The 24,836-nt window shown below is 73.0% G+C and carries 24 protein-coding genes; 11 read left to right on the top strand and 13 right to left on the bottom strand.

Annotated features, from left to right (window positions below):
- On the bottom strand, positions 1 to 1,095 hold the full coding sequence (locus GA0070215_RS04790) for a PP2C family protein-serine/threonine phosphatase (protein WP_091042241.1): 1,095 nt from the start codon (positions 1,093 to 1,095) through the stop codon (positions 1 to 3).
- The gene (locus GA0070215_RS04785; RefSeq protein WP_091042865.1) at positions 1,088 to 1,828 is read right to left on the bottom strand and encodes a potassium channel family protein; all 741 of its coding nucleotides are present in this window, start codon (positions 1,826 to 1,828) and stop codon (positions 1,088 to 1,090) included. Before GA0070215_RS04785 ends, GA0070215_RS04790 begins: the two co-directional genes overlap by 8 nt.
- A gap of 70 nt (positions 1,829 to 1,898) precedes the next feature.
- Here GA0070215_RS04785 and GA0070215_RS28865 point away from each other — a divergent pair, with 70 nt between their 5' ends.
- From GA0070215_RS28865 to GA0070215_RS04775, 3 genes are all read left to right on the top strand, one after another.
- The gene (locus tag GA0070215_RS28865) at positions 1,899 to 2,420 is read left to right on the top strand and encodes a MarR family winged helix-turn-helix transcriptional regulator (RefSeq protein ID WP_018788614.1); all 522 of its coding nucleotides are present in this window, start codon (positions 1,899 to 1,901) and stop codon (positions 2,418 to 2,420) included.
- Between the two features lie 499 nt (positions 2,421 to 2,919).
- Complete coding sequence (locus tag GA0070215_RS28860; RefSeq protein WP_231394892.1) at positions 2,920 to 3,066, top strand: hypothetical protein; 147 nt, start codon at positions 2,920 to 2,922, stop codon at positions 3,064 to 3,066.
- Entirely contained in the window at positions 3,063 to 3,881 is an 819-nt protein-coding gene (locus GA0070215_RS04775) for a formate/nitrite transporter family protein (protein WP_018788616.1), read from the top strand. Before GA0070215_RS28860 ends, GA0070215_RS04775 begins: the two co-directional genes overlap by 4 nt.
- Before the next feature lie 42 nt (positions 3,882 to 3,923).
- Here GA0070215_RS04775 and GA0070215_RS04770 read toward each other — a convergent pair whose 3' ends face one another.
- The 3 genes from GA0070215_RS04770 to GA0070215_RS04760 are packed head-to-tail and all read right to left on the bottom strand — an operon-like array spanning position 3,924 to position 5,913.
- A complete protein-coding gene (locus GA0070215_RS04770; protein WP_018788617.1) occupies positions 3,924 to 4,571 on the bottom strand; it encodes a class I SAM-dependent methyltransferase in 648 nt (215 codons plus the stop codon).
- Positions 4,568 to 5,242 (bottom strand): TIGR04282 family arsenosugar biosynthesis glycosyltransferase, encoded by a 675-nt coding sequence (locus GA0070215_RS04765; RefSeq protein WP_091042238.1) that lies wholly within the window; start codon positions 5,240 to 5,242, stop codon positions 4,568 to 4,570. The genes GA0070215_RS04770 and GA0070215_RS04765 overlap by 4 nt, the downstream gene beginning before the upstream one ends.
- Positions 5,239 to 5,913 carry a glycosyltransferase family 2 protein gene (locus tag GA0070215_RS04760; protein WP_018788619.1) on the bottom strand — a complete coding sequence of 225 codons (675 nt, stop codon included), beginning with the start codon at positions 5,911 to 5,913 and terminating at the stop codon, positions 5,239 to 5,241. Before GA0070215_RS04760 ends, GA0070215_RS04765 begins: the two co-directional genes overlap by 4 nt.
- A 144-nt stretch (positions 5,914 to 6,057) precedes the next feature.
- On the opposite strand from GA0070215_RS04760, the gene GA0070215_RS04755 reads away from it, so the two are divergent.
- Positions 6,058 to 7,539, top strand: coding sequence for a hypothetical protein (locus GA0070215_RS04755; protein ID WP_091042235.1), 1,482 nt, complete (start codon positions 6,058 to 6,060; stop codon positions 7,537 to 7,539).
- 40 nt (positions 7,540 to 7,579) lie between these two features.
- Here the strand turns inward: GA0070215_RS04755 and GA0070215_RS04750 are convergent, their stop codons facing one another.
- Positions 7,580 to 8,641: an NAD-dependent epimerase/dehydratase family protein gene (locus GA0070215_RS04750; protein ID WP_091042231.1), complete on the bottom strand. Its 1,062-nt coding sequence runs from the start codon at positions 8,639 to 8,641 to the stop codon at positions 7,580 to 7,582.
- Between the two features lie 185 nt (positions 8,642 to 8,826).
- Between GA0070215_RS04750 and GA0070215_RS04745 the strand changes: the two genes are divergently transcribed.
- Genes GA0070215_RS04745 through GA0070215_RS04730 form a run of 4 tightly spaced genes read left to right on the top strand, consistent with a single transcriptional unit; the run spans position 8,827 to position 12,178 of the window.
- Positions 8,827 to 10,158, top strand: coding sequence for a molybdopterin-dependent oxidoreductase (locus GA0070215_RS04745; RefSeq protein WP_208600286.1), 1,332 nt, complete (start codon positions 8,827 to 8,829; stop codon positions 10,156 to 10,158).
- Positions 10,151 to 10,654: a hypothetical protein gene (locus GA0070215_RS04740; RefSeq protein ID WP_091042223.1), complete on the top strand. Its 504-nt coding sequence runs from the start codon at positions 10,151 to 10,153 to the stop codon at positions 10,652 to 10,654. The genes GA0070215_RS04745 and GA0070215_RS04740 overlap by 8 nt, the downstream gene beginning before the upstream one ends.
- A 46-nt stretch (positions 10,655 to 10,700) precedes the next feature.
- Entirely contained in the window at positions 10,701 to 11,288 is a 588-nt protein-coding gene (locus GA0070215_RS04735) for a TlpA family protein disulfide reductase (protein ID WP_091042219.1), read from the top strand.
- A gap of 2 nt (positions 11,289 to 11,290) precedes the next feature.
- On the top strand, positions 11,291 to 12,178 hold the full coding sequence (locus GA0070215_RS04730) for a cytochrome c biogenesis CcdA family protein (protein WP_018788625.1): 888 nt from the start codon (positions 11,291 to 11,293) through the stop codon (positions 12,176 to 12,178).
- Positions 12,179 to 12,251: 73 nt separating this feature from the next.
- Here GA0070215_RS04730 and GA0070215_RS04725 read toward each other — a convergent pair whose 3' ends face one another.
- Together GA0070215_RS04725 and GA0070215_RS04720 are read right to left on the bottom strand one after the other, a co-directional pair.
- Positions 12,252 to 13,481: a trypsin-like serine peptidase gene (locus tag GA0070215_RS04725; protein ID WP_167361482.1), complete on the bottom strand. Its 1,230-nt coding sequence runs from the start codon at positions 13,479 to 13,481 to the stop codon at positions 12,252 to 12,254.
- Between the two features lie 375 nt (positions 13,482 to 13,856).
- Positions 13,857 to 14,102 (bottom strand): nitroreductase/quinone reductase family protein, encoded by a 246-nt coding sequence (locus GA0070215_RS04720; RefSeq protein ID WP_244166858.1) that lies wholly within the window; start codon positions 14,100 to 14,102, stop codon positions 13,857 to 13,859.
- Between the two features lie 141 nt (positions 14,103 to 14,243).
- On the opposite strand from GA0070215_RS04720, the gene GA0070215_RS04715 reads away from it, so the two are divergent.
- The gene (locus GA0070215_RS04715; RefSeq protein ID WP_091042212.1) at positions 14,244 to 14,993 is read left to right on the top strand and encodes a maleylpyruvate isomerase family mycothiol-dependent enzyme; all 750 of its coding nucleotides are present in this window, start codon (positions 14,244 to 14,246) and stop codon (positions 14,991 to 14,993) included.
- Between the two features lie 57 nt (positions 14,994 to 15,050).
- Here the strand turns inward: GA0070215_RS04715 and GA0070215_RS04710 are convergent, their stop codons facing one another.
- Both GA0070215_RS04710 and GA0070215_RS04705 read right to left on the bottom strand, forming a co-directional pair.
- Positions 15,051 to 15,635 (bottom strand): hypothetical protein, encoded by a 585-nt coding sequence (locus tag GA0070215_RS04710; protein ID WP_091042208.1) that lies wholly within the window; start codon positions 15,633 to 15,635, stop codon positions 15,051 to 15,053.
- A 140-nt stretch (positions 15,636 to 15,775) separates the two neighbouring features.
- On the bottom strand, positions 15,776 to 16,840 hold the full coding sequence (locus tag GA0070215_RS04705) for a lytic polysaccharide monooxygenase auxiliary activity family 9 protein (protein WP_026268648.1): 1,065 nt from the start codon (positions 16,838 to 16,840) through the stop codon (positions 15,776 to 15,778).
- An 836-nt stretch (positions 16,841 to 17,676) separates the two neighbouring features.
- Between GA0070215_RS04705 and GA0070215_RS04700 the strand changes: the two genes are divergently transcribed.
- Together GA0070215_RS04700 and GA0070215_RS04695 are read left to right on the top strand one after the other, a co-directional pair.
- Entirely contained in the window at positions 17,677 to 19,182 is a 1,506-nt protein-coding gene (locus GA0070215_RS04700) for a TldD/PmbA family protein (RefSeq protein WP_091042203.1), read from the top strand.
- A complete protein-coding gene (locus GA0070215_RS04695; protein WP_018788632.1) occupies positions 19,179 to 20,552 on the top strand; it encodes a metallopeptidase TldD-related protein in 1,374 nt (457 codons plus the stop codon). The genes GA0070215_RS04700 and GA0070215_RS04695 overlap by 4 nt, the downstream gene beginning before the upstream one ends.
- 21 nt (positions 20,553 to 20,573) lie before the next feature.
- On the opposite strand, the gene GA0070215_RS04690 is transcribed toward GA0070215_RS04695, so the two are convergent.
- The 3 genes from GA0070215_RS04690 to GA0070215_RS04680 are packed head-to-tail and all read right to left on the bottom strand — an operon-like array spanning position 20,574 to position 24,810.
- Positions 20,574 to 21,362 carry a hypothetical protein gene (locus GA0070215_RS04690; protein ID WP_018788633.1) on the bottom strand — a complete coding sequence of 263 codons (789 nt, stop codon included), beginning with the start codon at positions 21,360 to 21,362 and terminating at the stop codon, positions 20,574 to 20,576.
- Between the two features lie 11 nt (positions 21,363 to 21,373).
- Complete coding sequence (locus GA0070215_RS04685) at positions 21,374 to 23,101, bottom strand: ABC transporter substrate-binding protein (protein ID WP_091042198.1); 1,728 nt, start codon at positions 23,099 to 23,101, stop codon at positions 21,374 to 21,376.
- A complete protein-coding gene (locus GA0070215_RS04680; RefSeq protein ID WP_018788635.1) occupies positions 23,098 to 24,810 on the bottom strand; it encodes an ABC transporter substrate-binding protein in 1,713 nt (570 codons plus the stop codon). The genes GA0070215_RS04685 and GA0070215_RS04680 overlap by 4 nt, the downstream gene beginning before the upstream one ends.
- Between the last annotated feature and the right edge of the window lie 26 nt (positions 24,811 to 24,836).

Below are 24,836 nucleotides of genomic sequence, written 5' to 3'. Positions count from 1 at the left end.
TCACCGGGCGGTCCCGTCGTCGCCGTCGTCCGGCAGCCGCTCCATCAGCAGCAGCGCGAGATCGTCGCGGGGTTCGCCGTCGGCATGCGCCCGCATCGCGCGCCGTACCGCGTCGAGCGCCTTCGGCAGCAGGGGAGCGGACAGCGGGCGGTCGAGCATCCGAAGCGGGAAGAACCGGCCGACGTCGTCGCGTGCCTCGATCAGGCCGTCGGTGTAGAGCAGGAGGCGGTCACCGGTCGCCCAGGTGTGGTGGGCCGGCGGGGTGCGGCGGCCGCCCAGCCCGAGCGGCCGGTCCGGCTCTTTCTCGCCGAGCAGGACGGGCGGGTGCCCGGGGCGGCGCCGCAACGGCATGGGATGCCCGCAACTGGTCACCCACAGGTCCGGCCCACGGACCTCCAGCAGGACAGCCGTGACGAAGGTGACCCCGTAGGCGGGCCTCGGCTCCCGCGCGACCAGGGCGTCGAGATCCGCGGCGATCTCCTCCAGCCGGTCGCGCACGATCGCGGACTGCCGGAACGCACCGATCACCGCCGAGGCGAGCTGCACGGCCGGTAGTCCCTTGCCGCACACGTCGCCGATGATGACGCGCAACCGGTCCGGTCCCGGTACCACCTCGTAGAGGTCACCGCCCACCCCCGCGCCGCGCTGCGCGGAGACGTACCGGGCTTCCAGTGCGACGTCGCCGATCCGGGGTGGGACCTCCCGCAGGATCGCCTTCTGGGTGACCCGCACGATCTCGCTCATCCGCCGGATCCGCTCCTCGCGCAATGTGCGCGCCCGGGCCACGTACAGTGCCGTGACGCTGACCGCGATGACCACCGCCACCCGCAGGACGTGGTCGAGGCTGCCCAGGGTCTGGCTGGGCAGGCCGGCCAGCACGGCGGCGACGGTCGCCGCGGTGGACGCGACGGCGGTACGTCTCGGCGTGTCCACCGCAGCGGCCAGCAGCGGGGCCAGGGCCAGGAAACCGATGAGTACGGCATGCGCGGCGGCCGCCACGTCGACCAGTAGTACGACGCCGATGAAGGCCAGCGCCGCGGGCAGTCCGAGCCACGGCCGGTGGCCGGACTCGCCGGAACGGTCCGGGTCAGTCATCGACGTCGAGCGGTTCCGGCTCGGCGCGGCGCCCCGGTTCCAGCCTCGCCCGCAGCGCGGCGATCTCGTCCCGCAGAGCCGCGACGTCGGCGGCCGTGGCCGGCTGTGGACGGTCCCGGTCGGCGACCCGCTCGACGATCCAGGTCGCGAGCGACCCGGTCACGAAACCGATCAGGCCGATCCCGCCGACCATGAGGCCGAGCGCGACCAGCCGGCCCGCAGTGGTCACCGGGAAGAGGTCTCCGTACCCGACGGTCGTGATCGTCACCACGGCCCACCAGAGGGCGTCGGCGAACGAGGTGATCGAGGCGTCCGGCGCGCCCCGTTCCGCGTCCAGCACCGCCAGGGCCGACACGAGCACCAGCAACACGGTCGTGGCACCGACGTACAGGGCGAGCCGGCCGCGGGCCCACTCGGTCGTACGCCGGGTCAGGTTCAGCACGACGGTGACCAGCCGGAGCGCTCGCAGCGGGCGCAGGAACGGCAGCACCAGTACGGTCAGGTCGAACAGGTGGGTGCGCAGGAACCGCAGCCGGTCGGCGGCGAGTGCGAACCGGACCAGCAGGTCGGCCCAGAAGAGCAGCCAGATGACCAGACCGGTGGCCTCGCAGACGACGACCCACCGGTCGGGAAGTTGCGGCACGAGGATGGGCCACGCGTACGCCGCCAGGAAAACCACTGACAGCAACGTCAGCGGGCCGGCGGTGAGCCGTTCCCAGCGCCCGACAGCCATCTCTCGGGAGCCGTCCCGCCAGCCGAACACCTCTCCACCACCTTCCCTGCATCCATGCAACCATTCCGTGGTGGAACTGTACGTGCCGGACGAGGCGCAGGCGACGGACCCCGACTCGGCGCTCGTCGACGGACTCGCCGCGCTGAGCCGGGTCATGGTCGGCCTCACCGCGCGCACCCTGGCCGGCCTCGGCACGGAGCTGACCCTCTCCCAGCACCGCGCGATGGTGCTGCTCGCCGCCCGCGGGCCGTTACGAACGGTGGATCTCGCCACCGCGATCGATGTCCACCCGTCGACCGTCACCCGCACCTGCGACCGGCTGGTCCGGCGCGGCCTGGTGGCCCGGCGGCAGGGCACCACCGACCGGCGGGTGGCCTGGCTGACGCTCACCGAGGCCGGCCGCGACCTGGTCGGCGAGGTGGTCCGCGGGCGGGCCGGCCGGATCCGGGAACTCGTTCGCGCCGCGGAACCGGTAAGCGCCGCGACCGCTGTGGAACTCATCGGCGCGCTGGTGGCAGCGGCCGGCGAGCCGACCGAGGACCAGTGGTGGCGGCGGTGGGCGGGCAGCGCCCACCGCGAGGCCGGCAGCTGAGCCGCCCATGCCGCTCCGCCGCGCCCGACTGCGGCCCCGGCCCAGGTGGCGGCCGGAACTTCGCCAGTCGAGCACCGTCAACGCTTCCTCCTCCAACAGCTCGTAGCCGTACTCCCGGCAGATGTTCGACGCCTGCCCGGCGTACGCCTTCGCCTCGTCGGCTGCGGTCGCGCCGCGTATCCGGCAGGCCCGGGCGAGGCCGATCAGCGCCTGCGCCTCGGCGTGCCAGGCCCTGTCCCCCGGGCCAGGGCGAGGACCTGCCGCAGATGGACGCTCGCCAGGGACACCGGGGCGGGTCGTGCCGGCGGGTCAACCCACCCCTCGGCGTGGCCGTGTCCGGCGGCGCGGGCAATACAGCCGCGGCACCGCCGCTCCCCCAGGAGCGGCCCGGCGCATCCCCGTGCCGGGCTTCGCGAACCGGCGCCGCCGGGCTTCAGCGGTCACGTACCGTGACCAATGGACCCCGGTCGCCGCCGACGACGGCCCAGAGGAGGAATCCGTGCCAGGTCCGGTGACACCGTCCAGAGACGGAAGCTGCCTCGACCGCCCCGTGATCGAGGACGACCCGGACGGCGACCACGCGGCGATCCGGGCCGGCAACCCGCCGCCGCGCGGGCACCGGCAAGGCGACCACGGCGAGCAGTGAAAGAGGAACAGCGACCGCGGCAGGCCGGAGCGGATTCGTCCGCCGGCTCCGAGCCGGAGGTCACCGAGGCGTTCAGCCGCCTGGTTGAGGAGGGAACCATCCGGCTGACCCGCCCGTGGCCGGCGCTGATCGTCACCGGACTGCTCGGCGGGGTCGACGTGGGCACCGGCGTGCTGGCCTACCTGCTGGTGCTGGAGGCGACCGGGCAGACCCTGCTCGCCGGGCTCGCCTTCGGCATCGGCTTCGTGGCGCTCCTGCTCGCCCGCAGCGAGCTGTTCACCGAGAACTTCCTGGTGCCGGTGACCGCCGTGGCCGCCGGACGCACAAGCGTGCGCTCGCTGCTCCGGCTGTGGGGCGTCACGCTGGCCGGCAACCTGGTCGGTGGCTGGCTGGTGGCCTGGCTCATCATCCGCGGCCTGCCCCGGCTACGACCCGCCGCCGTCGAGACCGGCACGCACTACGCCGCGCTCGGCGTCAATCTCCGTTCGTTCGTCCTGGCCGTGCTCGCCGGTCTGGTGATCACGCTGATGACCAGGATGCAGCACGCCACCGAGAGTCTCGGCGTGCGCCTCGTACCGGCCCTGCTGTTCGGCGCGTTACTCACCGGCGGGCAGCTCTTCCACAGCGTCCTCGACTCGATCATGATGTTCGCCGCGCTCATCGCCGGGCCGGCGCCGTTCGGCTACCTCGCCTGGCTCGGCGCTCTCTGCTGGTCGGTGCTCGGCAACCTCGTCGGCGGCGTCGGCCTCGTCACCGTCCTCCGGCTCGCCCGGGTGCCGCGCGAACTCGCCAAGGAGCGATCCCGGCAGCGGTGATCAGCCCGGCCACCCGGACGACCGGTGTCCACCCGCTGGAGGTCACGGCGCGGCGGGACGGTCCACCCGGGTCAACTCGGCGAACCAGCGACCGCCCGACCGGAACACCTCGCCGACCCTCAGTCCCGCCGCCGCGGCGACACCTGACATCGCATCCGGGTCCAGCCACGCCCAGCGGAAGGGGGAACTCCGGTGTCGTCCGGTCTCCACGTGGGCCTGCCCCTGCCAGGCACCGGCGCCGGGCGGTTCCAGCTCGACCAGCACCGTGCCGGACGGGCACAGCAGCGAGCCGCACCGCCGCAGCAGCGCGACCGGGTCGCCCCCGATGCCGATGTTCCCGTCGAGCAGCACCGTGTGTTCCCACCGGCCCTCGGCCGGCAGCGGGCCGAACAGGTCGGCGTGCACGGCGACCGCGCCGCGCGACCGGGTCAGCGCCACCGCCCACGGCGACACGTCCACCCCCACAGCGCTCAGCCCGGCCCTGGTCAACGCCACCGACAGCCGGCCCGGACCGCACCCCAGGTCGAGGGTGGGACCGGCACAGCGGGCCACCACCGTCGCCTCCGCGGCGGTGGCCTGCCGATGCCACCGCTCCACCGGCAGGCGACGGCTGGGCCCGTCCGCAGGCACCAGCCAGTGCACGTCTCCGGCGGGGTCGCGTAGCGCGGCGGCGAATCCGTCCCCGTTCACGCGCGTACCACCATGTCACGGCGCACGGCCTCGACCTGGCGGGCGAACCGGCCGTCCGGAACCGCCGCTGCCACGGCGTGCGCGTCGGACCAGTCGTCCACGTCCCGCAGCACGGGCAGCGGCACGGGGCGTAACCCGCGTCCGGTCAGCGCGGACCATGTCGATCGGCCCGTGACCGGCGTCGACATCGGCACCGCCCGTAGCGTCACCGCCTGCCGCGGGTCGCGTAGCCCGAGCGCCCACCAGCCGCCGTCGTGGGCGAAGCCGAGCGCCGCGTCGGCGTCTTCGAGCCGGCGCACGGCGGCGGCCAGCGACGCCGGGGTCAGTTGCGGGGTGTCCATCCCGATCTGCAGCACCCAGCGGCCGGGGAACGTCTCGGCGACGTCGAGGTGGGCGTGCGCGAGCCGGTCGGCGAGGTTTGTGCCGCGCTGCGGCAGGACCGGCCAACCGGCGACGGCGGCGGTCAGCTCCACGCCGTCCACGGCTTCCGCGAGATGCCCGGCCAACGCCAGAACCGGCGTCACCCCCGGTGTCCCCCGGACGGCGTCCACTGTGTCGAGCAGCGCGGCGGCGGCCAGCCGGGCGGCCTGGGCGGGAGTCGCCGGCGGGCACAGCCGGGTCTTCACCAGGCCGGGCACGGGCGCCTTGGCCATCACCAGTACGACGGTCACCGGGACTTCCGGACGGTACGCAACACAACGGCGAAGTCCCGGGTGGCCCGAAGGGTGCCCCGTACCGAGCCGGAGACCTTGGAACGGGTGCCGGCAGCGCGCGGCGCGTAGGTGACGTCCACCTCGCGGATGCGCCAGCCCGCCGCGGCGGCTCGGATCAGCAGTTCCAGCGGATAGCCGAAGGCCCGGTCGGTGACCCCGAGGGCGAGCAGTGCCTCCCGGCGGGCCACCCGGATCGGGCTGAGGTCGCGCAGCGGCATGCCCCGGTGCCGCAGCAGCGCGGCGACCAGCGCCGTGCCCGCGCGGGCGTGCCAGGGCCACACTCCGGCACCGACCGGCCGGCGTCGGCCGACGGCCAGATCAGCGACCCCGTCGGCGACGAGGGCGACCAGAGCGGGCAACTCACGGGGAGCGAAGGAGCCGTCGGCGTCCAGCACGCAGACCAGTTCCGTGTCGGCGGCCTCGATCCCGGTGTGCACGGCCGCTCCGTACCCCCGCCGTGGCTCGTGCACCACCCGCGCCCCGTGCCGGGCGGCCACCTCGGGTGAGCCGTCGCGCGACCCGTTGTCGACGACGATCGCCCGGTACCCGGGCGGCAGCGCGGTCAGCACGGCGGGCAGGGCAGCGGCCTCGTCGAGGCACGGCAGCACCACGTCGATCTGTGTCGGCATACCGCCGACGCTAGGGCCGGCCCAGGCGGTCCGCGCTCGATTCAACCTTACGGAACACTTACCGTGCCGACACTTCTTACCGTCCGGTGACGTACCGGCGAAGCGGCTGACAGCGGAGGAACCGAGCCGTACCGTCCGGTCGACATGAGACCCGGTGCCACCGTTTCCCGCTCGCCCCTCCATCACCGCCTCCCGGATCGACACCGGGGGGACCTGCTGGTGCTGGGCGTCGAGGCGACGCTGCTGGTCACCGCCGTGGCGGTGGGCGCGATGCTCAACCGCGCCGGGGTGGGCCTGCACGCCGACGCCGCGCCGCTCTACGCCACCTGGAGACCTCACCTGGGCTGGGGCACACCGGCCGCGTTGGCGATCGCCGTCGCGGTGGTCGGGCCCGGAACGCAGTGGGCCCGCACCGCCCGCTGGGGTGCCCTGCTGGCCGCCGGCTACCTGACGGCGGTCGGCTGGACGCTCGCCCTGGCCCTGGTGGACGGCTGGTCGGAGGGGCTGACGACACGGCTCACCCCGCAGGCGGAGTATCTGCACGAGGTGCCCCGGGTCACCGACGTCGGGCGGATGCTGGCCGGTTTCGCGGACCGCATCCTGGACTTCCAGCCGGACTCGTGGTCCACCCACACCGCCGGCCATCCACCAGGTGCCCTGCTGGTGTTCGTCGCACTCGACCGGGTCGGTTTGGGCGGTGGCACGGCGGCCGCGATGGCCTGCGTCCTGGTCGGGGCGAGCGTCGTGGTGTCCGTGCCGATCGCCCTGCGGGCACTGGGCGCCGGAGGGGCCGCCCGCGCCTCGTTGCCGTTCCTGGTGCTGCTGCCCGGAGCGGTCTGGGTGGGTGCCTCCGCCGACGGCATCTTCACCGGGGTGGTGGCCGCCGGCCTCGCACTGCTGGCCGTGCGGGGAACCGCGACCGCGTTGGCGGGCGGCGTACTGCTCGGCTTCGCGCTGTACCTGTCCTACGGTTTCGTGCTCGTCGCGCCCCTGGCTCTCGTCGTGCTCGCGCTGCGTCCAGGAGGTCGGGTCGCCGCGCTGCTCGCCGGTGCGACCGGTGTGGCCACTGTGGCATCGGTGTTCACAGTCGCGGGTTTCCACTGGTGGCAGGGGTACGACCGGGTGGTCGAGCGCTACTACCAGGGCTGGGCGGCCGACCGTCCGTACGCCTACTGGGTCTGGGCCAACCTGGCGGCGCTGCTGCTGTCTGCCGGGCCGGTCGTCGGGCCGGCACTGCGCCGCACTCTGCACGCGGCCCGCCGGGCCTGGCGGGCGTGGGACGGTTCCCCGGCACCGGCCGCGTCGACGCCGGGGGCCGGCGGACCAGGACCGGTCGGTGACCCGCTGACCCTCGTCGCGGTGCGGAACCGGCGGCTCGGCGTGCTCGCGCGACGGGCCGGGGCGCTGGGGCCCGCCGTCCTGCTACCGGCCGCCGCGGTGCTGGCGGTGCTGGCGGCCGACCTGTCGGGCATGAGCAAGGCGGAGGTGGAACGGATCTGGCTACCGTTCACGGTCTGGCTGCTCGTCGCCGTGGCGCATCTACCCGCCGCGACGCACCGCTGGTGGCTGGCCGGGCAGGCGCTCACCGCCCTCGCCGTCAATCACCTCGTGTTCACCGTCTCGTGAGCCTGCCCCTGCCGCCGGGGGCGGGCCGGGGGCGGGCCGTTCAGACCGACACGGCGGCGCGTTCCCGCAGCGGATCCGTGGCGAAGGCGGCCACCCCGTCGGCGAAGCCGACCCGGGCGGTGAAGCCGAGCAGGTCGCGTGCGCGGCGGGGATCGGCGACCACGTGCCGCACGTCGGCCGGCCGGGCGCCGCCGACGACCACCGGCGCCGGCCCGTCCATCGCCGCCGCCAAGGTGGTGGCGAGATCGCCGACGGTGTGCGGCTGGCCGGAACAGACGTTCACCGGCACCAGGCCGTCCGGAGCCGGAGTGGTCAGCGCCAGCACGTTCGCGCGCGCCACGTCGGAGACGTGCACGAAGTCGCGCCGCTGCAAGCCGTCCTCGTAGAGCCGCGGCGGCCGGCCGTGCGCCAGCGCCGACCGGAAGATCGACGCGACTCCGGCGTACGGCGTGTCGCGCGGCATCCGGGGGCCGTACACGTTGTGGTAGCGCAGTGCCCAGACCCCGGCCCCGGTCTGCCGGCTCCACGCGGCGGCCAGATTCTCCTGGGCCAGTTTGCTGGCCGCGTAGGTGCTGCGTGGTTCGAGCGGAGCGTCCTCCGGCACGAGCGCGCTGGTGAGTGCACCGGCGCAGGCCGGACAGGTGGGGTCGTACCGGCCGACGGCGAGATCGGCCGCGCGGCGTGGGCCCGGCCGGACGACGCCGTGCCGGGCGCACGTGTATCGCCCTTCGCCGTAGACGACCATGGAACTGGCCAGCACCAGGCGAGACACGCCGGCCCGGTGCATCGCTGCCAGCAGCACCGCCGTGCCGTAGTCGTTGTGGCTGACGTAGTCGGGGGCATCCGACGGGTCCAGCCCGTGCCCGACCATCGCCGCCTGGTGACACACGGCGTCGACGCCCGCCAGCAGGTCGTCGAGCAGGTGCGGATCGCGGATGTCGCCGACGACCGGATCATGGCGGCGGAACCACTCGGGCGGCTCACTCCCGTGCGCCTGGGGCAACAACGCGTCCAGGCACACCACCCGATGCCCCTGCGCGACGAGCAGGTCCGCGACCTGCGATCCGATGAACCCGGCGGCGCCGGTGACGAGTACCCGCATTGCGTCACGCTAGGTCAGCGGAGGGGCCGCCGGGGCTCGTTCGGCTCCGACGTCAGCACTTCGTAAGGGGACGGCCGGTAAGCCTTCGGTAATGCGGCAAAGCCCGCCCGAGGGTTCCGCTGCCGGTTAGCGTCCTGCACGAAGCCCGTCGCGTCCGGTCCGACGCCCTGCCGACTGGAGGAACCGTGCCAGCCGACCCGCCGTCTGCCGAACCGCCTGCCGCGTACCCGGCGCGGTTGTGGCGCACGTTGGAGCGGCATCGCCCTCCCGGAGCCGACGCCTCCGCCGACGCGTGGCGCAGTCCGGTGCGTGGCCCCTGGCTGACGTCCGTGTTCGGCGTCGTCCTGCTCGCCACGCTCCCGCTGGTGATCATCACCGGCTTTCTGGACTGGATCGCGTACGGCCCCCGACTCGGCCAGGCATTTCCCAGCGACGTGGGCTGGCTGCACCCTCCCGTCTTCGACTGGCCGACCCGTCCCGCCTGGCTGTTCCGGCTCACCCAGGGACTGCACGTGACGCTCGGCATCGTGTTGGTACCAGTGGTCGTGGCGAAACTCTGGTCAGTGGTACCCAAGCTGTTCGACTGGCCGCCGGCCCGCTCCGTGGCCCAGGTGCTCGAACGGCTCTCCCTGCTGCTCCTGGTGGGCGGAATCCTCTTCGAGACGGCCACCGGGCTGCTCAACATCCAGTACGCCTACCTGTTCGGATTCGACTTCTACACCGCGCACTGGTACGGCGCCTGGGTCTTCACCGCCGCCCTCGTCGCGCACGTGCTGATCAAGCTTCCTCGTACGATCTCCACGCTGCGCGGCCCGCGCCTCATGCGTACGACCACGGAGGAGACCGTGCCGGAGCCGGCGGATCCGGACGGGCTGGTGGCCCGCCGGCCCGGTCCGGCGACGATGAGCCGGCGTGGCGTCCTCGCCCTGACCGGAGGCGGCGCCCTGCTGCTGGCGGCGCTGACCGTCGGGCAGAGCCTGGACGGGGTGCTGCGCCGGACCGCGCTGCTGCTACCGCGGGGCCGGCAGCACGACGACGGACCGAACGGTTTCCCGGTCAACCGGACCGCCGCCGCGGCCGGTATCCGGCCCGCCGACACCGGTACCCAGTGGCGGCTGACGGTGCGCGCCGGCAGCCGCACGGTGGAGGTGGACCGCGACGGCCTGCTCGCGATGGCGCAGCACACAGCGGACCTGCCGATCGCCTGCGTCGAGGGCTGGTCGACGACGCAGACCTGGACGGGGGTGCGGCTACGGGACCTCGCGGCGCTGGTCGACGCACCCGGCAACGCCGTGGCGCGGGTCGAGTCGCTGGAACGGGGCGGCCTGTTCCGTCAGGCCCGGTTGCAGGTCAACCAGGTCCGCCACCCCGACTCGCTGCTCGCCCTGAGAGTCAACGGCGTCGACCTCTCGGCCGACCACGGCTATCCCGCCCGCGTCATCGTGCCGGCTCTGCCGGGCGTGCACTGCACGAAGTGGGTCCGTGACATCACCTTCGAGGAGCAGCCCGATGACTGAGTTCCGGCGTGGCTACGGCGCCGCACCCTGGCACCTGGTGCTCCTGCTGGGTTGCTTCGCGGTGACCGGCTGGGTGGCTCTGCGGCTGTCCGCGGAACCGGCCGCCGGGCGGATGCTGCTCTGGTTCGTCGGTGCGGTAATCGCCCACGACCTGCTCCTGTTCCCGTTCTACGCGCTGGTCGACCGGGCGCTGCGCGCCGCGCTGGGCGGCCCCGGGCGCCGATCGGCGCTGAATCACGTGCGGGTGCCCGCGCTCGCCTCCGGGCTGCTCCTGCTCGTCTATCTTCCCGGCATCCTCGGGCTGGGCGGTGCCACGTACACGGCGGCGACCGGTCTGACCCCGCAGCCGCTGCTGGTCCGCTGGCTGCTGGCCAGCGCGGCGTTCTTCGCGGTCAGCGCCGCGCTCTACGCGCTGCGCCTCCGTCGTGGCACACCTCGTCCGCAGCGACGCCGGACGTCAGGACGAGCAGCCCGTCGACCACCGGCGGAGACGTAAGAATCAGGTAATCCTGCTCGACCAGGGGCCGGGCTAATATCCGCTCATGCCCGGTCCTCGTAACGCTTTTCTGCCCGGTGCGGCCGCCTTGACCGCGGTCGTTATCGCCCTCGCCGCCTGCGGCGCCGCCGAGCCGCCCGCGGGGCGCGACGGTACGAGCGCCGGGCCGGACGTGACAGTGCAACCGACCACTGTCGCCCCGACCGCGGGCGGCGCGACGGACGCGCCGGTCCCGGAGACGCTCGCGTTCACCGGGCGGACCATCGACGGCGGGGCGTTCTCGGGCAGCAGTCTCGCCGGCAAGCCCGCGGTGCTGTGGTTCTGGGCGGCCTGGTGCAGCCGCTGCCGCGGCGTCGCCGACGAGGTCGCCGCCGTGCAGCGGGAGAACGCCGGCCGGGTCAACGTGGTCGGCGTGGCCGGGCTCGGCAGCGGTGACGAGGCGATGCGGCGGTTCGCCGAGGAGACCGGCATCGAGGGCTTCCCCCACCTGGCCGACGACGGCGGCCAGGTGTGGCGCCGCTTCAAGGTGACCAGCCAGGAGCAGTACGTGCTACTCGACTCCGCCGGCACCGTCGTGCACTCGGGACCGCTGTCCCAGGCGGACCTGCGCAAGCGGGTCGCCGGACTGAACTGACCATGCCGGACACCCCGTACGGCCTCGCTGTCGCCGCCGGGCTGCTCGCCGCGGTCAATCCGTGCGGCTTCGCGATGCTGCCCGCGTACCTGTCGATGCTGGTGCTCGGTGACGAGCCGGCGGCCGGACGGTCCCCGCTCGCACCGATCGGCCGGGCGGTCGCGCTGACCGGCGCGATGACGCTCGGGTTCGTCGCGGTGTTCGGTGCGTTCGGGTTGCTCGCCGCTCCCGCGGCGGACGCGGTCGCCCGCCACCTGCCCCGGGTGTCGATACTTATCGGCCTCGCCCTGCTGGCGGCCGGTGGCTGGCTGCTGGCCGGTCGCCAACTACCGGCCTTCGTGCCGAGCGTCGCGACCGGACCGGCGGTCCGCCGGCGGTTCGGCTCGATGGTGTTGTTCGGCATGGCCTACGCGGTAGCCTCGCTCGGCTGCACCATCGGTCCTTTCCTGGCCGTGGTGGTGGCCGGCTTCCGCGCCGGGTCGGCGATCTCCGGAATCGGCCTGTTCGTGGCGTACGCGGTGGGCATGGGGCTCGCGGTAGGGGCCGCGGCGCTGGCGGCCGCGCTGGCCCGCGATTCACTGGTACGCCGTACCCGGCGGGCCGCCCCGCTGCTCGGGCGCGTCGCCGGCCTGCTGCTGATGGTCACCGGCGGATACGTGGCCTGGTACGGCTGGTACGAGGTGCGAGTCCTCAGCGGCCGAGGTGACCCGGACGACCCGATCATCGACGCGGCCGGCACCGTTCAGACAGCGCTGAGCGGCTGGCTGGCAGGGCTGGGTCCGGGTGTCGTCGCCGCGGCGGCGCTGGCGCTGCTCGCCCTGGCGACCGGGGTGACACTGACGCGCCGGCGCCGAGCACCGGCCCCGCAGGACCGTCGCCCGTCCGACTGAGGATCGGGCCGGTCGTCGTCGTGCCGATGGCTCGCCCGCCGCGTGCGGCCGACGAGCCACCGGGACACGTCCGTCAGCCGTTGTCGATCAGGCTGGCGATCTCGTTGTAGATGAGGTGTGCCTTCGCCCCCTGGTTGGACGGGCACCCACCGAGGTGGTGCAAAGCGATGACGCGGTGATTGGCGTCGAGCACCGGGGAGCCCGAGTTGCCGCCCGAGGTGTCGCAGCTGTAGCTGATGTTCCAGGTGTTGTAGTTCGCGTTACGCACCGTGCAGACAGCGCCGTTCTGGGTGTCCTCGTAGATCGACAGTCGCTTCGGGCTGCCGTCACCGTGCCCGGGCACGTACATCCGGGTGCCGGTGCTGGTCGCGGTCGTCCTGAGGTAGAGCGTGCCGAATCCCTGGATCGCGGCGAAGTTGTTCACCGAGTAGAGCGCGTAGTCCAGCTGGCCCGAGCCACCGCTGCTCACCCGGTAGAGGGTCGCACCGCTCACCTTCGTGCCCGGGCCGGGGTTGTTGCCGCCGCAGGTGGCGCACTGGTAGTTGAACTGCGCCTCGCTGGCGCTGACCGTGGACTGGGTCGAGAAGCAGTGCTTGTTGGTCAGCATCCGGTTGGTGTTCCCGACCCGCCAGGTGGTGCACAGTCCGCCACCACCGATGAGCAGTCGTGCCACCGCCCGGCCACGGGCGTACTCGGTGGGGTGGGTGCTCTGGTAGCAGGCCACGTCCCGGCGGGCGTCGGTGCTGCAGACGGACGTGGTCGAGAAGTTGTGCGCGGCGATCTCGGCCTGGTCGTAGCCGCGCCAGAACCGGTCGACGTCGACGACCGTGCGAGCGGGTCGCGCGCTGTGCAGCGTCACCACGGCGGTGTCCCCCGTCACGGACATCGCCCAGAAACCCGGACCGCCGTCGGTGGTGTAGTCCGAGCCGGTCCTCCGGTCGAGGCTCCGGCCGTACCGATAGCTCTCCCGGCCGTCCGGGCTGGACACCGTGACGTGGTCTCCCTCGTTCAGCCGCAGGGAGCGGAAGTGGACCTTGATGTAGGTGGCACCGGGGTGCCGGATGACCTGACGCGCGCCCGGCCGGCCGGCGGCGCGGACGGCGTCGATAGTGCGCAGCTCACCCACGGTGGTGACGCCCTCGGCGGAGAACTGGTCCGCCTCCGGCGCCCGGACCGACGCCGGCGCCACCGGCCGGGCCGGATCCGCCCCGGCGGCGGGCGCCGGCAGCAGGCTCGCCCCGAGCACCCACACGCCGAGCGCAATCGCCGCGTGCCGCGCGCCGTGCCGCAACATGTCTCTCATCCGCACTCCTTCCCGAGGAACGGCGGATGCCGTCCCGACGGGCTCCTCGCCGGAGCCATTGATAGAAGCATATCGATTGCTTGCGGGATACGGAACCGCCGGATCGGCGACCGGTCAGCCCTTGCGCCACGTCCGGTCGTCGTGCGCGGTGGAGGTCGGCGACGTCGGTGCTGGACCGGGGTGCCGAAGGCGCCGAGCGCACCGGACGAGGGCGCCGCAGAGCGGGCGCGAGAGCGGGCGCGAGAGCGGGCCGGCCACCAGGCCGCCCGGCGTGGGCAGGCCGCGGTCGCCGCCCCGGACGCGTGCGGTGCGCCTACATCGGGAGTCGGACCCGAGGCCGGCGATCCGCCAACCGGTCTGCCGGCTCGGGCTGCGTCACGAGTCGTCGCGCAACCAGGTCACGGACCGAGGCATCAGAACCACCACAGCGGTTCCGGACGACCGCAGTGCGGCGTAGCCGTGCAGATTCTTGTCGATCTCGCGCCAGCGGGCCCACAGCCGCGATCGTTCGTCGCCCGTCGCCGCACGACCACGCACCGGCCGGGGCCCGCCGACCAGGCCGACGGTCGCGTCCGGGTGCGCCTGCAGGTTCTTGGCAGGGCCTGGGTGCGGCTCGGCCACTCCTGCACCGTATCGACCGCTGTCACGCCGGTTGCACCACGGACCGTTGCCGGGACCTGGCCCGAAAGGGGTGCCAGATGAACCATCCACGGCACGATGCCGGCCTGGCGGAGGGCGGGTGGCGCGTGGAACGCTCACGTCATGCGCATCGCCGAGCACATTGCCGCGCTGGAAGAGGACGGCCTCCGGCTGGCAGAGGCGGCGGGCCGGGCTGGTCTGGACGCACACGTGCCCACCTGCCCCGGCTGGCAGGTCCGCGACCTGCTGCACCACGTCAGCGGGGTACACCGCTGGGCCAGGGCCCACGTGACCACGGGACGCCGCCTGCCTTACGCCACTCGGGAAGAGGCGGAGTTCTTCGCGGCAGTCGACGACGACGAGTTGCTGGACCGGTTCCGGGAAGGCCACCGCGCACTCGTGGATGCGCTGGCAGCGGCTGACGAGAACGTCGAGTGCTGGACGTTTCTGCCCGCACCCTCGCCGTTGGCGTTCTGGGCACGTCGCCAGGCTCACGAGACCGCCGTACACCGCGCCGATGCCGACTCGGCGCTCTCCACGGTCCCGTCCTGGGATCCGCCCTTCGCCGCCGACGGCATCGACGAACTGCTCATCGGCTTCTTCGGCCGGCCCGGTGGGCGTCTGGTGGCCGATCCACCCCTCAGCATGGCCCTGGTGCCCACCGATGTCGACGCGAGATGGACCACCTACATCGAGCCGGCCGGGCACCGCCTGGTCGCCGGTGAGATGCCGGCCCAACTGACCGTCACGGGACCTGCATCCGAGCTCTACCTGTTGCTGTGGAACCGGGGTGGGACCGAACGCCTTGAGCTACGCGGGGACGCGGCCGTCCTGGAGCTGTGGCGGACACGGGCCGCTGTCACCTGGAGCTGACGCGGCCGTCCCGGCAAGGTCACCCGTGGTTCCGCGGGTGTCGGCCGCTCGGCGTGGTCAGAGGCCGGCGGCGTCGTCGTAGCGGCGCCGCAGGTCGGCCATCTCCGATGTGGGCAATGCCTCCCTGAGGGCCAGTTCCTCGTACCTGTCGGGGAACATCTCCCGTAGCCGGTCGACGAACCTGACGTCGGCGGTCGCCTCGACCACCTCGATGCCGGGAGGATCGGTGGTCATGTCCATGAGCACCGGGCCGACGAGTTTGACCGCCCCGTCCCAGTGACGCTTCTGTTCGGCGACACCGCAGAGGTGGAAGCCGTAGATCGTCCGGACCTCGGACAGTGTGCTGGCCCCGCTGGGCTCGTGGCCGTAGACATGGACTCCGCAGATGACCTTCGGCACGGCCTGCTCTCCGGCTGTCACCTGCGGGGCGGGGTGCGCGGCGTGATGGTGATGTGCCGGGTCCGCCTGCTCGAGGGTCGTACGCATCCGGGCCAGGATCTCCTCGCGGAGGACCGCCGTACCCGTCCTCGTGCTGGTCGAGGTGACGACGGCGGCCACACCGATCGACGCGGCCAGCAGGCACACCTCGATCCACACGAAGCGACTGCGGTACCAGCCGCTGACGCCCAACCGGGAAATCATGATCGATCTTCACCTCGTCGCGGTTGCTGATGGTGGCGGCGGGCAGCGGACGACGCACTGCCGGCACAGCGATGCCCGCGGCGCGCAGGCCCCGCCGACGGTGGGGTGGCGCGTGCCGCGCCACCCCACCGCAGATGCTGTTACCGAGCGGTGCAGGTGAGGGTCGGTGTGGAGTTGGTGCCGTTCCAGGAGGCGTTGAAGCCGAAGCTGGTGGTGGCGTTGGCACTCAGGGAACCGTTGTAGGCGACGTTCGACGCGGTGACCGACGAACCGTTCGAGGTGACCGTCGCGTTCCAGGAGTTCGTGATGCTCTGGCCGTTGGGCCAGTTCCATGCCACCGTCCATCCGGAGATGGCGGCGTTGCCGGCCCGGACGGTGACCTCGGCGCCGAATCCACCGGACCACTCGTTCGTCTTGCGGAAGGTGGCGGTGCAGGCACCGTTTCCGGCCGGCGGCGGCGTTGTGGGCGGCGCAGTCGTCGGCGGCGCGGTCGTCGGCGGCGGCGTGGTGGGCGGCGGCGTCGTCGGCGGGTTGCCGCCGCCACCGAAGATCACGTCACTGCAGAGGTAGTACGGCTGGTCGAGGTGGGCCGCCTGCCAGATGGTGTAGACGACGTGCCGCCCGGTGCGGTTGCCCGCGTTCACCTGCGCCTCGTAGAGCCCGGTGGTCGGGTAGCTGCCGGTGCGGAGCACCAGGTCGAGGCTGTTCCAGGTGAGGGGCTGGGTGGTCGGGTCGAAACCCTGCTTGGTGATGTAGATCAACATGTAGTCGGCGCCGTGCCGAGCACCGTCGGTCAGCGTCAGGGTGAAGTTGTTCGGCATCGGCTTCGCGGTCCACGCGCCGACCGCGTCGAGCGAGGCGTACAGGCCACCCTGGGTGCGACCGCCGCTGCACAGCTGTCCGTTCGGCACGGCGGCCTGGTGGTTGCCGCCGACGTTCTCGCGGTACAGGCCGTTCCAGTTCCACATGGTGTTCGGGTTGGCCTGCCACGCCTGCCAGCACATCGGGTCGGTCTGGGCCATGGTGGGGTTGAGGTGGTCGGATCCCCAGCGCTCGTAACATCCGTAGTTGCGTGACGGCGGATTGGTGACCGATCCGTGCGCCGAGGCCGGACCGGCCTGGTTGACGACGACCATCGTGAACGAGGCGACGAGAACTGCGACCGCGGCCAGTCCCAGACGGCGTGCTGTCCGTGAGATTTTCATGATGCTCCAGTGGATGCGCCGACGCCCAGTGGCCCTCGCTGGGTGCCCACCCCGGAGAAGGTGACGCCGATCGATTCAAGCCGTCCGAAAGGTGGACGGCACTGCTGCCCAGCAGCGCTTGGCGACTCCCGGCCACGACCCTAGCAGAGACGGCTGTCAATGTAAACTGATGCCGTCGCACCCGCACGCCCGCCCGTGGTTCGAGGGTCACGGCTTCCACCAGCCGGGCGGCGCTCTACCGGACGGTCACGACCCACCGGATCAGACCGCGGGGACCGCGCGCACCTCCCGCTCCGCCGTGGCTCCCCGCTCGCCGTGCGAGGTGGCCCGGCCGGATTCGAGGACGTGGTAACGGGGCACATGACATGAGAGCGGGGGGTCGGGCCGTGCGATCGTTCAGGTATTCACGATTCGCACATCGGACGGCAACCATGGCGGTTCTCGCACACAGCATCAGGAGCATCGACGACGACGTCGTCCGCATGCTGCGCGCCGGCGCAGGCACGACATACCTGCACACCGCTCGGGGGCGGGGAGTCTCACTGCGACCGATTCCCGCGCGGGAACAGATCACGCAGACACCCCGGGAGCGAGACGGCGCACTGTCACGCCTCGACATCCCGGCCCGTGCCCGGAACACGGTCCCGTTGAGCACCTGCCGGTGACGGTCTTCTTCCCGATTGCTCTGTTGCGCGGTGACTGTGCTGGTCGGCCGTCCGGCCGTCGCACGGCCCCTGTGCACCACCGGCACGCCGCACTAGTCTCCTCACGGCAACCCCCTGGGCCGCCAGGCCACCGGCGATGATGGCGGCACCTCACGGCGACCGGAGGCGCGTGTGCCCGACGAGATCGATGACTCCTTCCTCGCTCTCCCGCTGGCCCGCCTGGCCGACGCCGCCCTGTCCCGGGCTCGGGACCGGGGCGCGCGGTACGCCGCGCTGCGGGTCCAGCGGGTCCGCTCCGGGCGGACGGTCGTGTACGACGGGGCGCTGCGGGCGAGCGAGGAGGAGACCGAGACCGGTCTCGCGGTACGGGTGCTGCACCGGGGCGCGTGGGGTTTCGCCGCCGTGCCGGAGCTGACGCCGGAGTCGGCGGCACGCGCCTGCGACGACGCGCTGGCGCTGGCCCGAGCCTGCGCCGACGTGGGCGGGATGCCGGTGGCGCTCGCGCCCGAGCCCGCGTACGCGGCGGTGACCTGGACCTCGCCGTACCGGATCAACCCCTTCGACGTGCCGGACAGCGAGCGGGCGGAGCTGCTGAGCCACTGGTGCGCCCGGCTGCTGGCGCACGACTCGGTGGCGCACGTGCTGGCCCGCGCCTCCGCCGCACAGGAGAACACGTACTACGCCGACCTGGGCGGCACGAGCGTCACCCAGCAGCGGGTCCGGGTACACCCGCAGGTGCTGGCGGTGGGCCGGCACCCGCGCGACGGCGGCACCCAGACCCTGCGCACCGTCGCCCCGCCGGTGGCCCGCGGCTGGGAGTACCTGCACGGCGAGGGCTGGGACTGGGCCGGTGAACTCGCCGGGCTGCCGGCGCACCTGGCCGAGAAGGTGCAGGCGCCACCGGCGCGACCTGGCCGCTACGACCTGGTGATCGACCCGTCGCAGCTCTGGCTCACCATCCACGAGTCGGTCGGGCACGCCACCGAGTACGACCGGGCGCTGGGCCAGGAGATGTCGTATGCGGGCGGCACCTTCGCCACCCCCGAGTCGGCCGGGCGGCTGCGGTACGGCTCGGCGTTGATGACGGTTGACGCCGACCGGTCGGCCGCGCACGGGCTGGCCACCGTCGGGTTCGACGACGAGGGCGTGGCCGCGCAGTCCTGGCCACTGATCGAGGAGGGTGTGCTCGTCGGCTTCCAGCACGACCGGGCCTCGGCCGCGCAGGCCGGCCTGCCGCGTTCCTCCGGGTGCGCGTACGCCGAGTCGTACCGGCACACGCCGATGGCCCGGATGCCGAACGTGTCGCTGCGCCCGGCGGTGGACGGGCCGGACACGGCGGCCCTGATCGCGGGCGTGACCGACGGCTTCTACCTGGCCGGCTCGGACAGCTGGTCGATCGACATGCGACGGCGGCAGTTCCAGTTCACCGCCCAGCGCTGGCACCGCATCCGCAACGGGCGGTTGGCCGGGCAGGTGTCCGGTGCCGCGTACCAGGCGGAGACCACGGCGTTCTGGTCGTCGCTGTGCGGGCTGGGCGGGGAGGGCACCTGGCTGCTCTCCGGCGCCGACATGTGTGGCAAGGGGCAGCCGGTGCAGGCGAGCGCGGCCAGCCACGGCTGCCCGGCTGCGGTGTTCCGTGGCATCGACGTCGTCGACACCGGAGGGCGGGACGGGTGAGGGGGATCCAGGACGTCCTGGAAGCGGCGCTGCGGCACCGGCGCGACGCCGACGAGCTGATGCTGATCGCCGACGAGACGGCCGCCGCGCACGTGCGCTGGGCGGGCAACGCGCTGACCACAAACGGCAGCGTCCGGGCCCGCCGGGTGACGGCGGTGGCGGTACGGCACGCCGCCGCCGGCGTACACGTCGGGCTGGTCGGTCACGGCGGCGCGCTCGGCGACGACCTGCCCGACCTGGTCCGCGCGGCCGAGCGGGCCGCCCGCGACGCGCCGCCCGCAGCCGACGCGGCGTCGCTGCCCGCGCCGTGGCGGACGCCGTCCTGGGCGGAGCCGCCCGGCGGCACCTCGGCCGACGCGTTCCGTGAGGTGCTGCCCGGCCTGGCCGACGCGTTCGCGGCGGCCGGGCGGCGGCAGCTCTACGGCTACGCCGAGCACCGCGTGGTCACCACCTGTCTCGCCGCGTCGACCGGCGCCCGCCTCCGGCACCTGCAGTCCAGCGGCCTGTTCGACCTCAGCGTGCGTGACGGCGACGAGTCGGCCTGGGCCGGTGTGACAGCGCCGGACCTGGTGAAGCTGGACGTGCCGGCACTCGCTGCCGAACTGTCGGCGACGGTGGGGCGGCCCGGCTGCCGGGTCGAGCTACCACCGGGGCGTTACGAGGTGCTGCTCACCCCGAGTTGCGTCGCCGACCTGATGCTGCACCTCTACCTGGCCGCCGGGGCACGCGGCGCCCTGGACGGGCGCACCGCGTTCAGCCGCCCGGACGGCCGGCTGCCGATCGGTGAGCGCCTCACCGCGCTGCCGCTGACGCTGCGCAGCGACCCGGACCATCCGCTGCTGCCCTGCGCCCCGTTCACCGTCGGCCGGGGCACCGACGACCTGACCGCCGTAGTGGACAGTGGACTGCCGCTGCGGCCGACCCGGTGGATCGACAAGGGCGTGCTGACCGCTCTCGTACAGACCCGGCACACCGCCGCGCAGACCGGTGCGCCGCTGACCCCGATGGTGGACAACCTGGTGCTGGAGGGCGGACCGGACGCGCCGTCGCTGCCCGAGATGGTGCGCTCCACCCGGCGCGGCCTGCTGCTCACCTCGCTGTGGTACCTGCGCGACGTCGACCCGGCGTCGCTGCTGCTGACCGGCCTCACCCGCGACGGCGTGCACCTGGTCGAGGACGGCGAGATCGTCGGTACGGTGCACAACTTCCGGTTCAACGAGAGCCCGCTGTCGCTGCTGGCCCGGGCCACCGAGGTCGGCCTGCCGGTGCCGGCGCTGCCCCGCGAGTGGGGTGACTACTTCACCCGGATGGTGACGCCGCCGCTGCGGGTGCCCGACTTCCTCATGTCAGCGGTGAGCCCGGCGACCTGAGCGGCGACGCGGTCGGGCCGATCAGGACGGCGGCCCGAACAGCGCGGCGAACCGGTCCAGCGTGCGCCGGTCGTACACGAGCTGTTTCTGCGGCGGGTACGGACGCCGGGCCGGCGGCACGTACCCGGCCTCGCCGCGCCGGGGCAGCGTCCCGTCCGGGCGGCGCAGGTGCGGGCCGTGGAAGAACCAGCAGAGCTGGCCGACCAGCTCAGCAAAGACCAGCGGGTGCAGGTCGGCCGGGTACATCGCGAGGTGGCAGCGGGTGGCCCGGAACTCGCCGCGCGGCCCGAACGTGTTACCGAACAGGACGTGACCGAAGACGTCGTGCACGGCCCGGAAGATGTCGTTGTGCAGCAACTCTTCCCCACCGGCCCGGACCTCGGCGGAGGCGCGCAGCGGATGCTCGCCGTCCCCGCCGGCCGGTCCGTGCCCGTGGCGGGTGAGGAACACGTGCAGCAGACCGGTGGCGCGGACCCGTGCGACCAGGTCCCGCGAGTCCCGGTACGGCTGCCCCGGCCCGGTCCAGGGCAGCACCCGGATGCCCGCCTCGCCGATCAGTCGGAACTGCCGCAGGTTCTCCTGGGCCAGCCGGGCGTACGCGTGGGCCGTGCCGGTCGGGTCGGTCACCATCGGTGCGGCGTCGTAGCGGTCGGCCACCTCCCGGCAGAACTCCTCGTCGACGCGCAGCGGCTCGGCGGCCAGCCGGTCCAGCCGGGCGGCGGGCACCCCCGCGCGCGCCGCCGCCCGGTCGGCGTGAGCCTGGGCCAACGCGCCGAGACGTACGGTGAGTGCCTGGTCGTCGCCGCTCATCGATCCGAGCGTCAGTCCTCCCCCAGCCACAAGTTGGTCAGGTCGCCGTTGAGCACCGGGTACGGCAGCCAGTTACGCACCCGGTGCCCGCGCAGCCAGTACTGGTGGGCGAAGAGGATCGGCACCACGGCGCAGTCGCGCAGCACCTCCCGCTCGGCGGCCCGCCAGTGCGCGTTGGCTGTCGTCTCGTCGGCGCAGCTCAGGGCCGCGTCGATGTGCTCGTTGACGACCGGGTTGTGGTAGTGGCCGAAGTTGGACCCCCAGTCGTCGTTGTCGGAGACGCCGGAGCTGTCGAAGAGTGCCTGGAGGTAGACCCGGGCGTTGTTGCCGTGCCAGTCCGGCTCCCAGCCGGACAGCGCCACGTCCCAGCGGCCGTCGCGGGCCCCGTCGGCCCGGCCGAGGTACGTGCCGAACAGCTCGGTGATGCCGGCCGGGACGAGATCGAGGGTGATCCCGGCCCGGGCGCACGCGGTCCGGACCACCCGCGCGGTCTCCGGGTGGATGTCCCGGTCGCGGTAGACCAGCTTCAACGTGATCCCGTCGGGGTAGCCGGCGTCGGCGAGCAGCCGACGGGCCCGCTCCGGGTCGCCGGTGCCATCGTTCGCGGCGTACGGGGCGAACGGCCGGTGCGCGCGGCACAGCGGCGGCAGGATCTGCTCGGCGATGTCGTTGAGGCGCGGCCCGCCCCAGACCTCGACCACAGTGGTCTTGTCGATCGCGTACTGCAACGCCTCCCGGACCTCCCGGCGGGCCAGCGCCCCGCCCTCGTTCGGGCTGAGCACGTTGATCACCAGGTACGGGCTGAACAGCCCGGCCGGACAGACCTCCAGCCGCGGGTCCCGGGCCGCGAACATCTCCGGCAGCCGCTCGGTCAGCGGCTGGATGTCCCACATCATGTCGGCGTCGCCGCCGATCACCATGTCGTGGCAGGTCTTCTCGTCCAGCCCCTGCCGAACCTCGATGCGGTCCACATGGGCGGCCCGGACCGGGTCGGTGGCCGGATCCCAGGTGCGGCTGCGCTCCAGCGTGATCAGCCGGTCCGGCGCGTAGCGGGTGATCCGGTACGGCCCGATGGAGCCGATCCGCTGGTCCAACTCGGCGCTGCCGGGCACGAACCAGAGGTACTCCTCCGGCGCCGGGGAGGCGAACGGCAACGCCAGGATGTTGAGGAAGTCGGGGGTGGGACGGAGGGTGGTCAGCTCCAGCGTCCGGTCGTCGAGCACCCGCAGCCCGGGCACCTCGGCGGCCTCCAGGTAGGGCGCCACCACGTCGAGGTCGCGGGGCAGGGTGAGCAGGTCGTCGCGGAACGCGGCGAGCCCCTCGACCGTGCTCAGGTAGTAGGGCAGTCCGGGGCTGGGCGCCATCGGGTGGGCCAGCCGCTTGATGCCGCGTACCACGTCGGGGGCGGTGAGCGGCCGGGGCCCGTTCGGCAGGTCCCAGCGCAGCCCGTCGCGCAGCGTGAACCGGTAGCGCCGGCCCTCGGCGTCGTACGGTCCGTCCGCCGCCACGGCCAGGTCCGGCACCAGGTCGCCGGCGCGCGTGTGGTCGTGGGTGGCCGGGTACGTGACCAGTTGCCGGGTGTACGCCCGGATGATCCCCCGGGTGACGGTGTGGTAAGCCAGCGCCGGGTCGAGGTGATCGACGTCGCCCGCGCCGACCAGGGTGAGTGTTCCGCCGCGGCGCGGCCCGGCCACGCCGGAGGTCAGCCCGGTGACCGTCGGAGTGCCAGATGCTGTCATTCGGACTCCTCCAGCCAGAGGTTCGACAGGTCGAACCAGCGGTCCACGGTGGGCATGGCGATCGCGTTGCGGACCCGCCGGCCCTTGCGGTGCGGGATGGTCGGGGCGTGCACGAGGATCGGCACGATAGCGGCGTCCCGCATGACGTGCAGGTCGACCTGGTGCCACAGCTCGGTGGCGCGGGCCCGGTCGGTGGCACCGAGCGCCTCCTCGATCAACCGGTCGACCTCCGGGTTGCTGTATCCGCCGTAGTTGCTGGTGCCACGCGACGTGTTGGTCTGGAACATCGGCTGCACATAGGTGCGCCCATTCGGCCCGAACCAGTCGGGCGTCCAGGACGGCGCGGAGATGTCCCACGCCCCGGCGCGGGCGTTGGCCGGGTCGCGCAGGAACTGGTAGTACTCGGCGTGGCCGAGGGCGACCAGCCGGACGCTGATGCCGCCCTTCTCCAGGTCGGTGGCGTAGGAGCGGGCCACCTCCGGGTTGGCGTCCACGTCCCGGTGCACAGCGGTGAGGGTGAGCCCGTCCGGGTAGCCCGCCTCTGCCAGCAGCGCCCGGCAGCGCTCCGGGTCGCCCCGGTCGCCCGGCGTCGGATAGAGGTTGAAGTCGACGTGCCCGTCGTTGCCGGGCGGGATCGCGGTATGCCCGGGCAGCATCACCGTCCCGGCCTCCAGGTCGTGGTAGATCTCCGCGATCGCCGCCTTGTTGATGGCGTACGCGATGGCCTGGCGCACCCTGAGTTTGCTCGTCGCCCGGTCGGCGTTCGGGCTGAGCATGTTGAACACCAGGTACGGGTTGAGCGCGTAGCCGAGGTCGTTGCCCGGGTCGGTGGGCGGCACGTCGTACGGCTCGGTGATCGGCGACGCCCAGGACAGGTCGGCGCGGCCGCTGTCGATCATCTCTCCCACCTGCTGCGGGGTGGCGACCTCCATGGTCACCTCGACCCCGTCCAGGTACTGCTGGCGCACCGGGTCGGACGCCCTGCGCCACATCGGGTTGCGTTCCAGCCGCACCGACTCGCCGTGGACGTACTCGACGACCCGGTACGGCCCGTTGGCGCGCACCCGCCGCCGGAACTCCGCGCTGTCCGGCAGCACCTCGTCGTACTCGACCGGGGCGGCGGAGGCGAAGTGCAGCGCCAGGATGTGCAGGAAGTCCACCGCCGGTCGGACCAGCTCGAAGACGATGGTCCGGTCGTCCGCGGCCCGGACACCGGCGATCTCGTGGCTGTTCTGGAAGTCGGCCAGCTCGGCGGCGGTCGGCTCGGCCGAGGTGATCGCCGCGGCGTACGCGTCACAGTACTCGGCCATTCCCCGGATGGTGCTGGTGAAGTAGCCGATCCCGCCGGCCCGCAGCACCGGGTTGGCCATCCGCTTGAAGCCGCGGACGAAGTCACCGGCCGTCACCTCGCGGGGCGGGTCGGTGTCCCAGTACACGCCGGGGCGCAACCGGACGGTGTAGCGGGTGTGGCCGTCGCTGATGCCGCCGTTGGCCGGCGTCGGCACCGCCTCGGCCACATCGGGCACCGGGGTGATGGCCGACGGGTCGCGCAGGTCGGCCACCGGCCGGTAGGTGAAGAGCTGGCGGGCGAAGAGCCTGATGATCTGCCCGCCGAGCATGTAGTAGGCGCAGGCCGGGTCCAGATGGTCCATGCTGCCCGGCCCGTAGAGCCGCAGGGTTCCCCCGTACCGGGGCTGACCGCCGTTCATCGACACACCTTTCGTCGCTCTGGTCG

The organism is Micromonospora marina, assembly GCF_900091565.1.
Lineage (GTDB): Bacteria > Actinomycetota > Actinomycetes > Mycobacteriales > Micromonosporaceae > Micromonospora > Micromonospora marina.
Note: the sequence above shows the minus strand (reverse complement) of the source record. Positions and strands in the feature narration are given on the sequence as shown.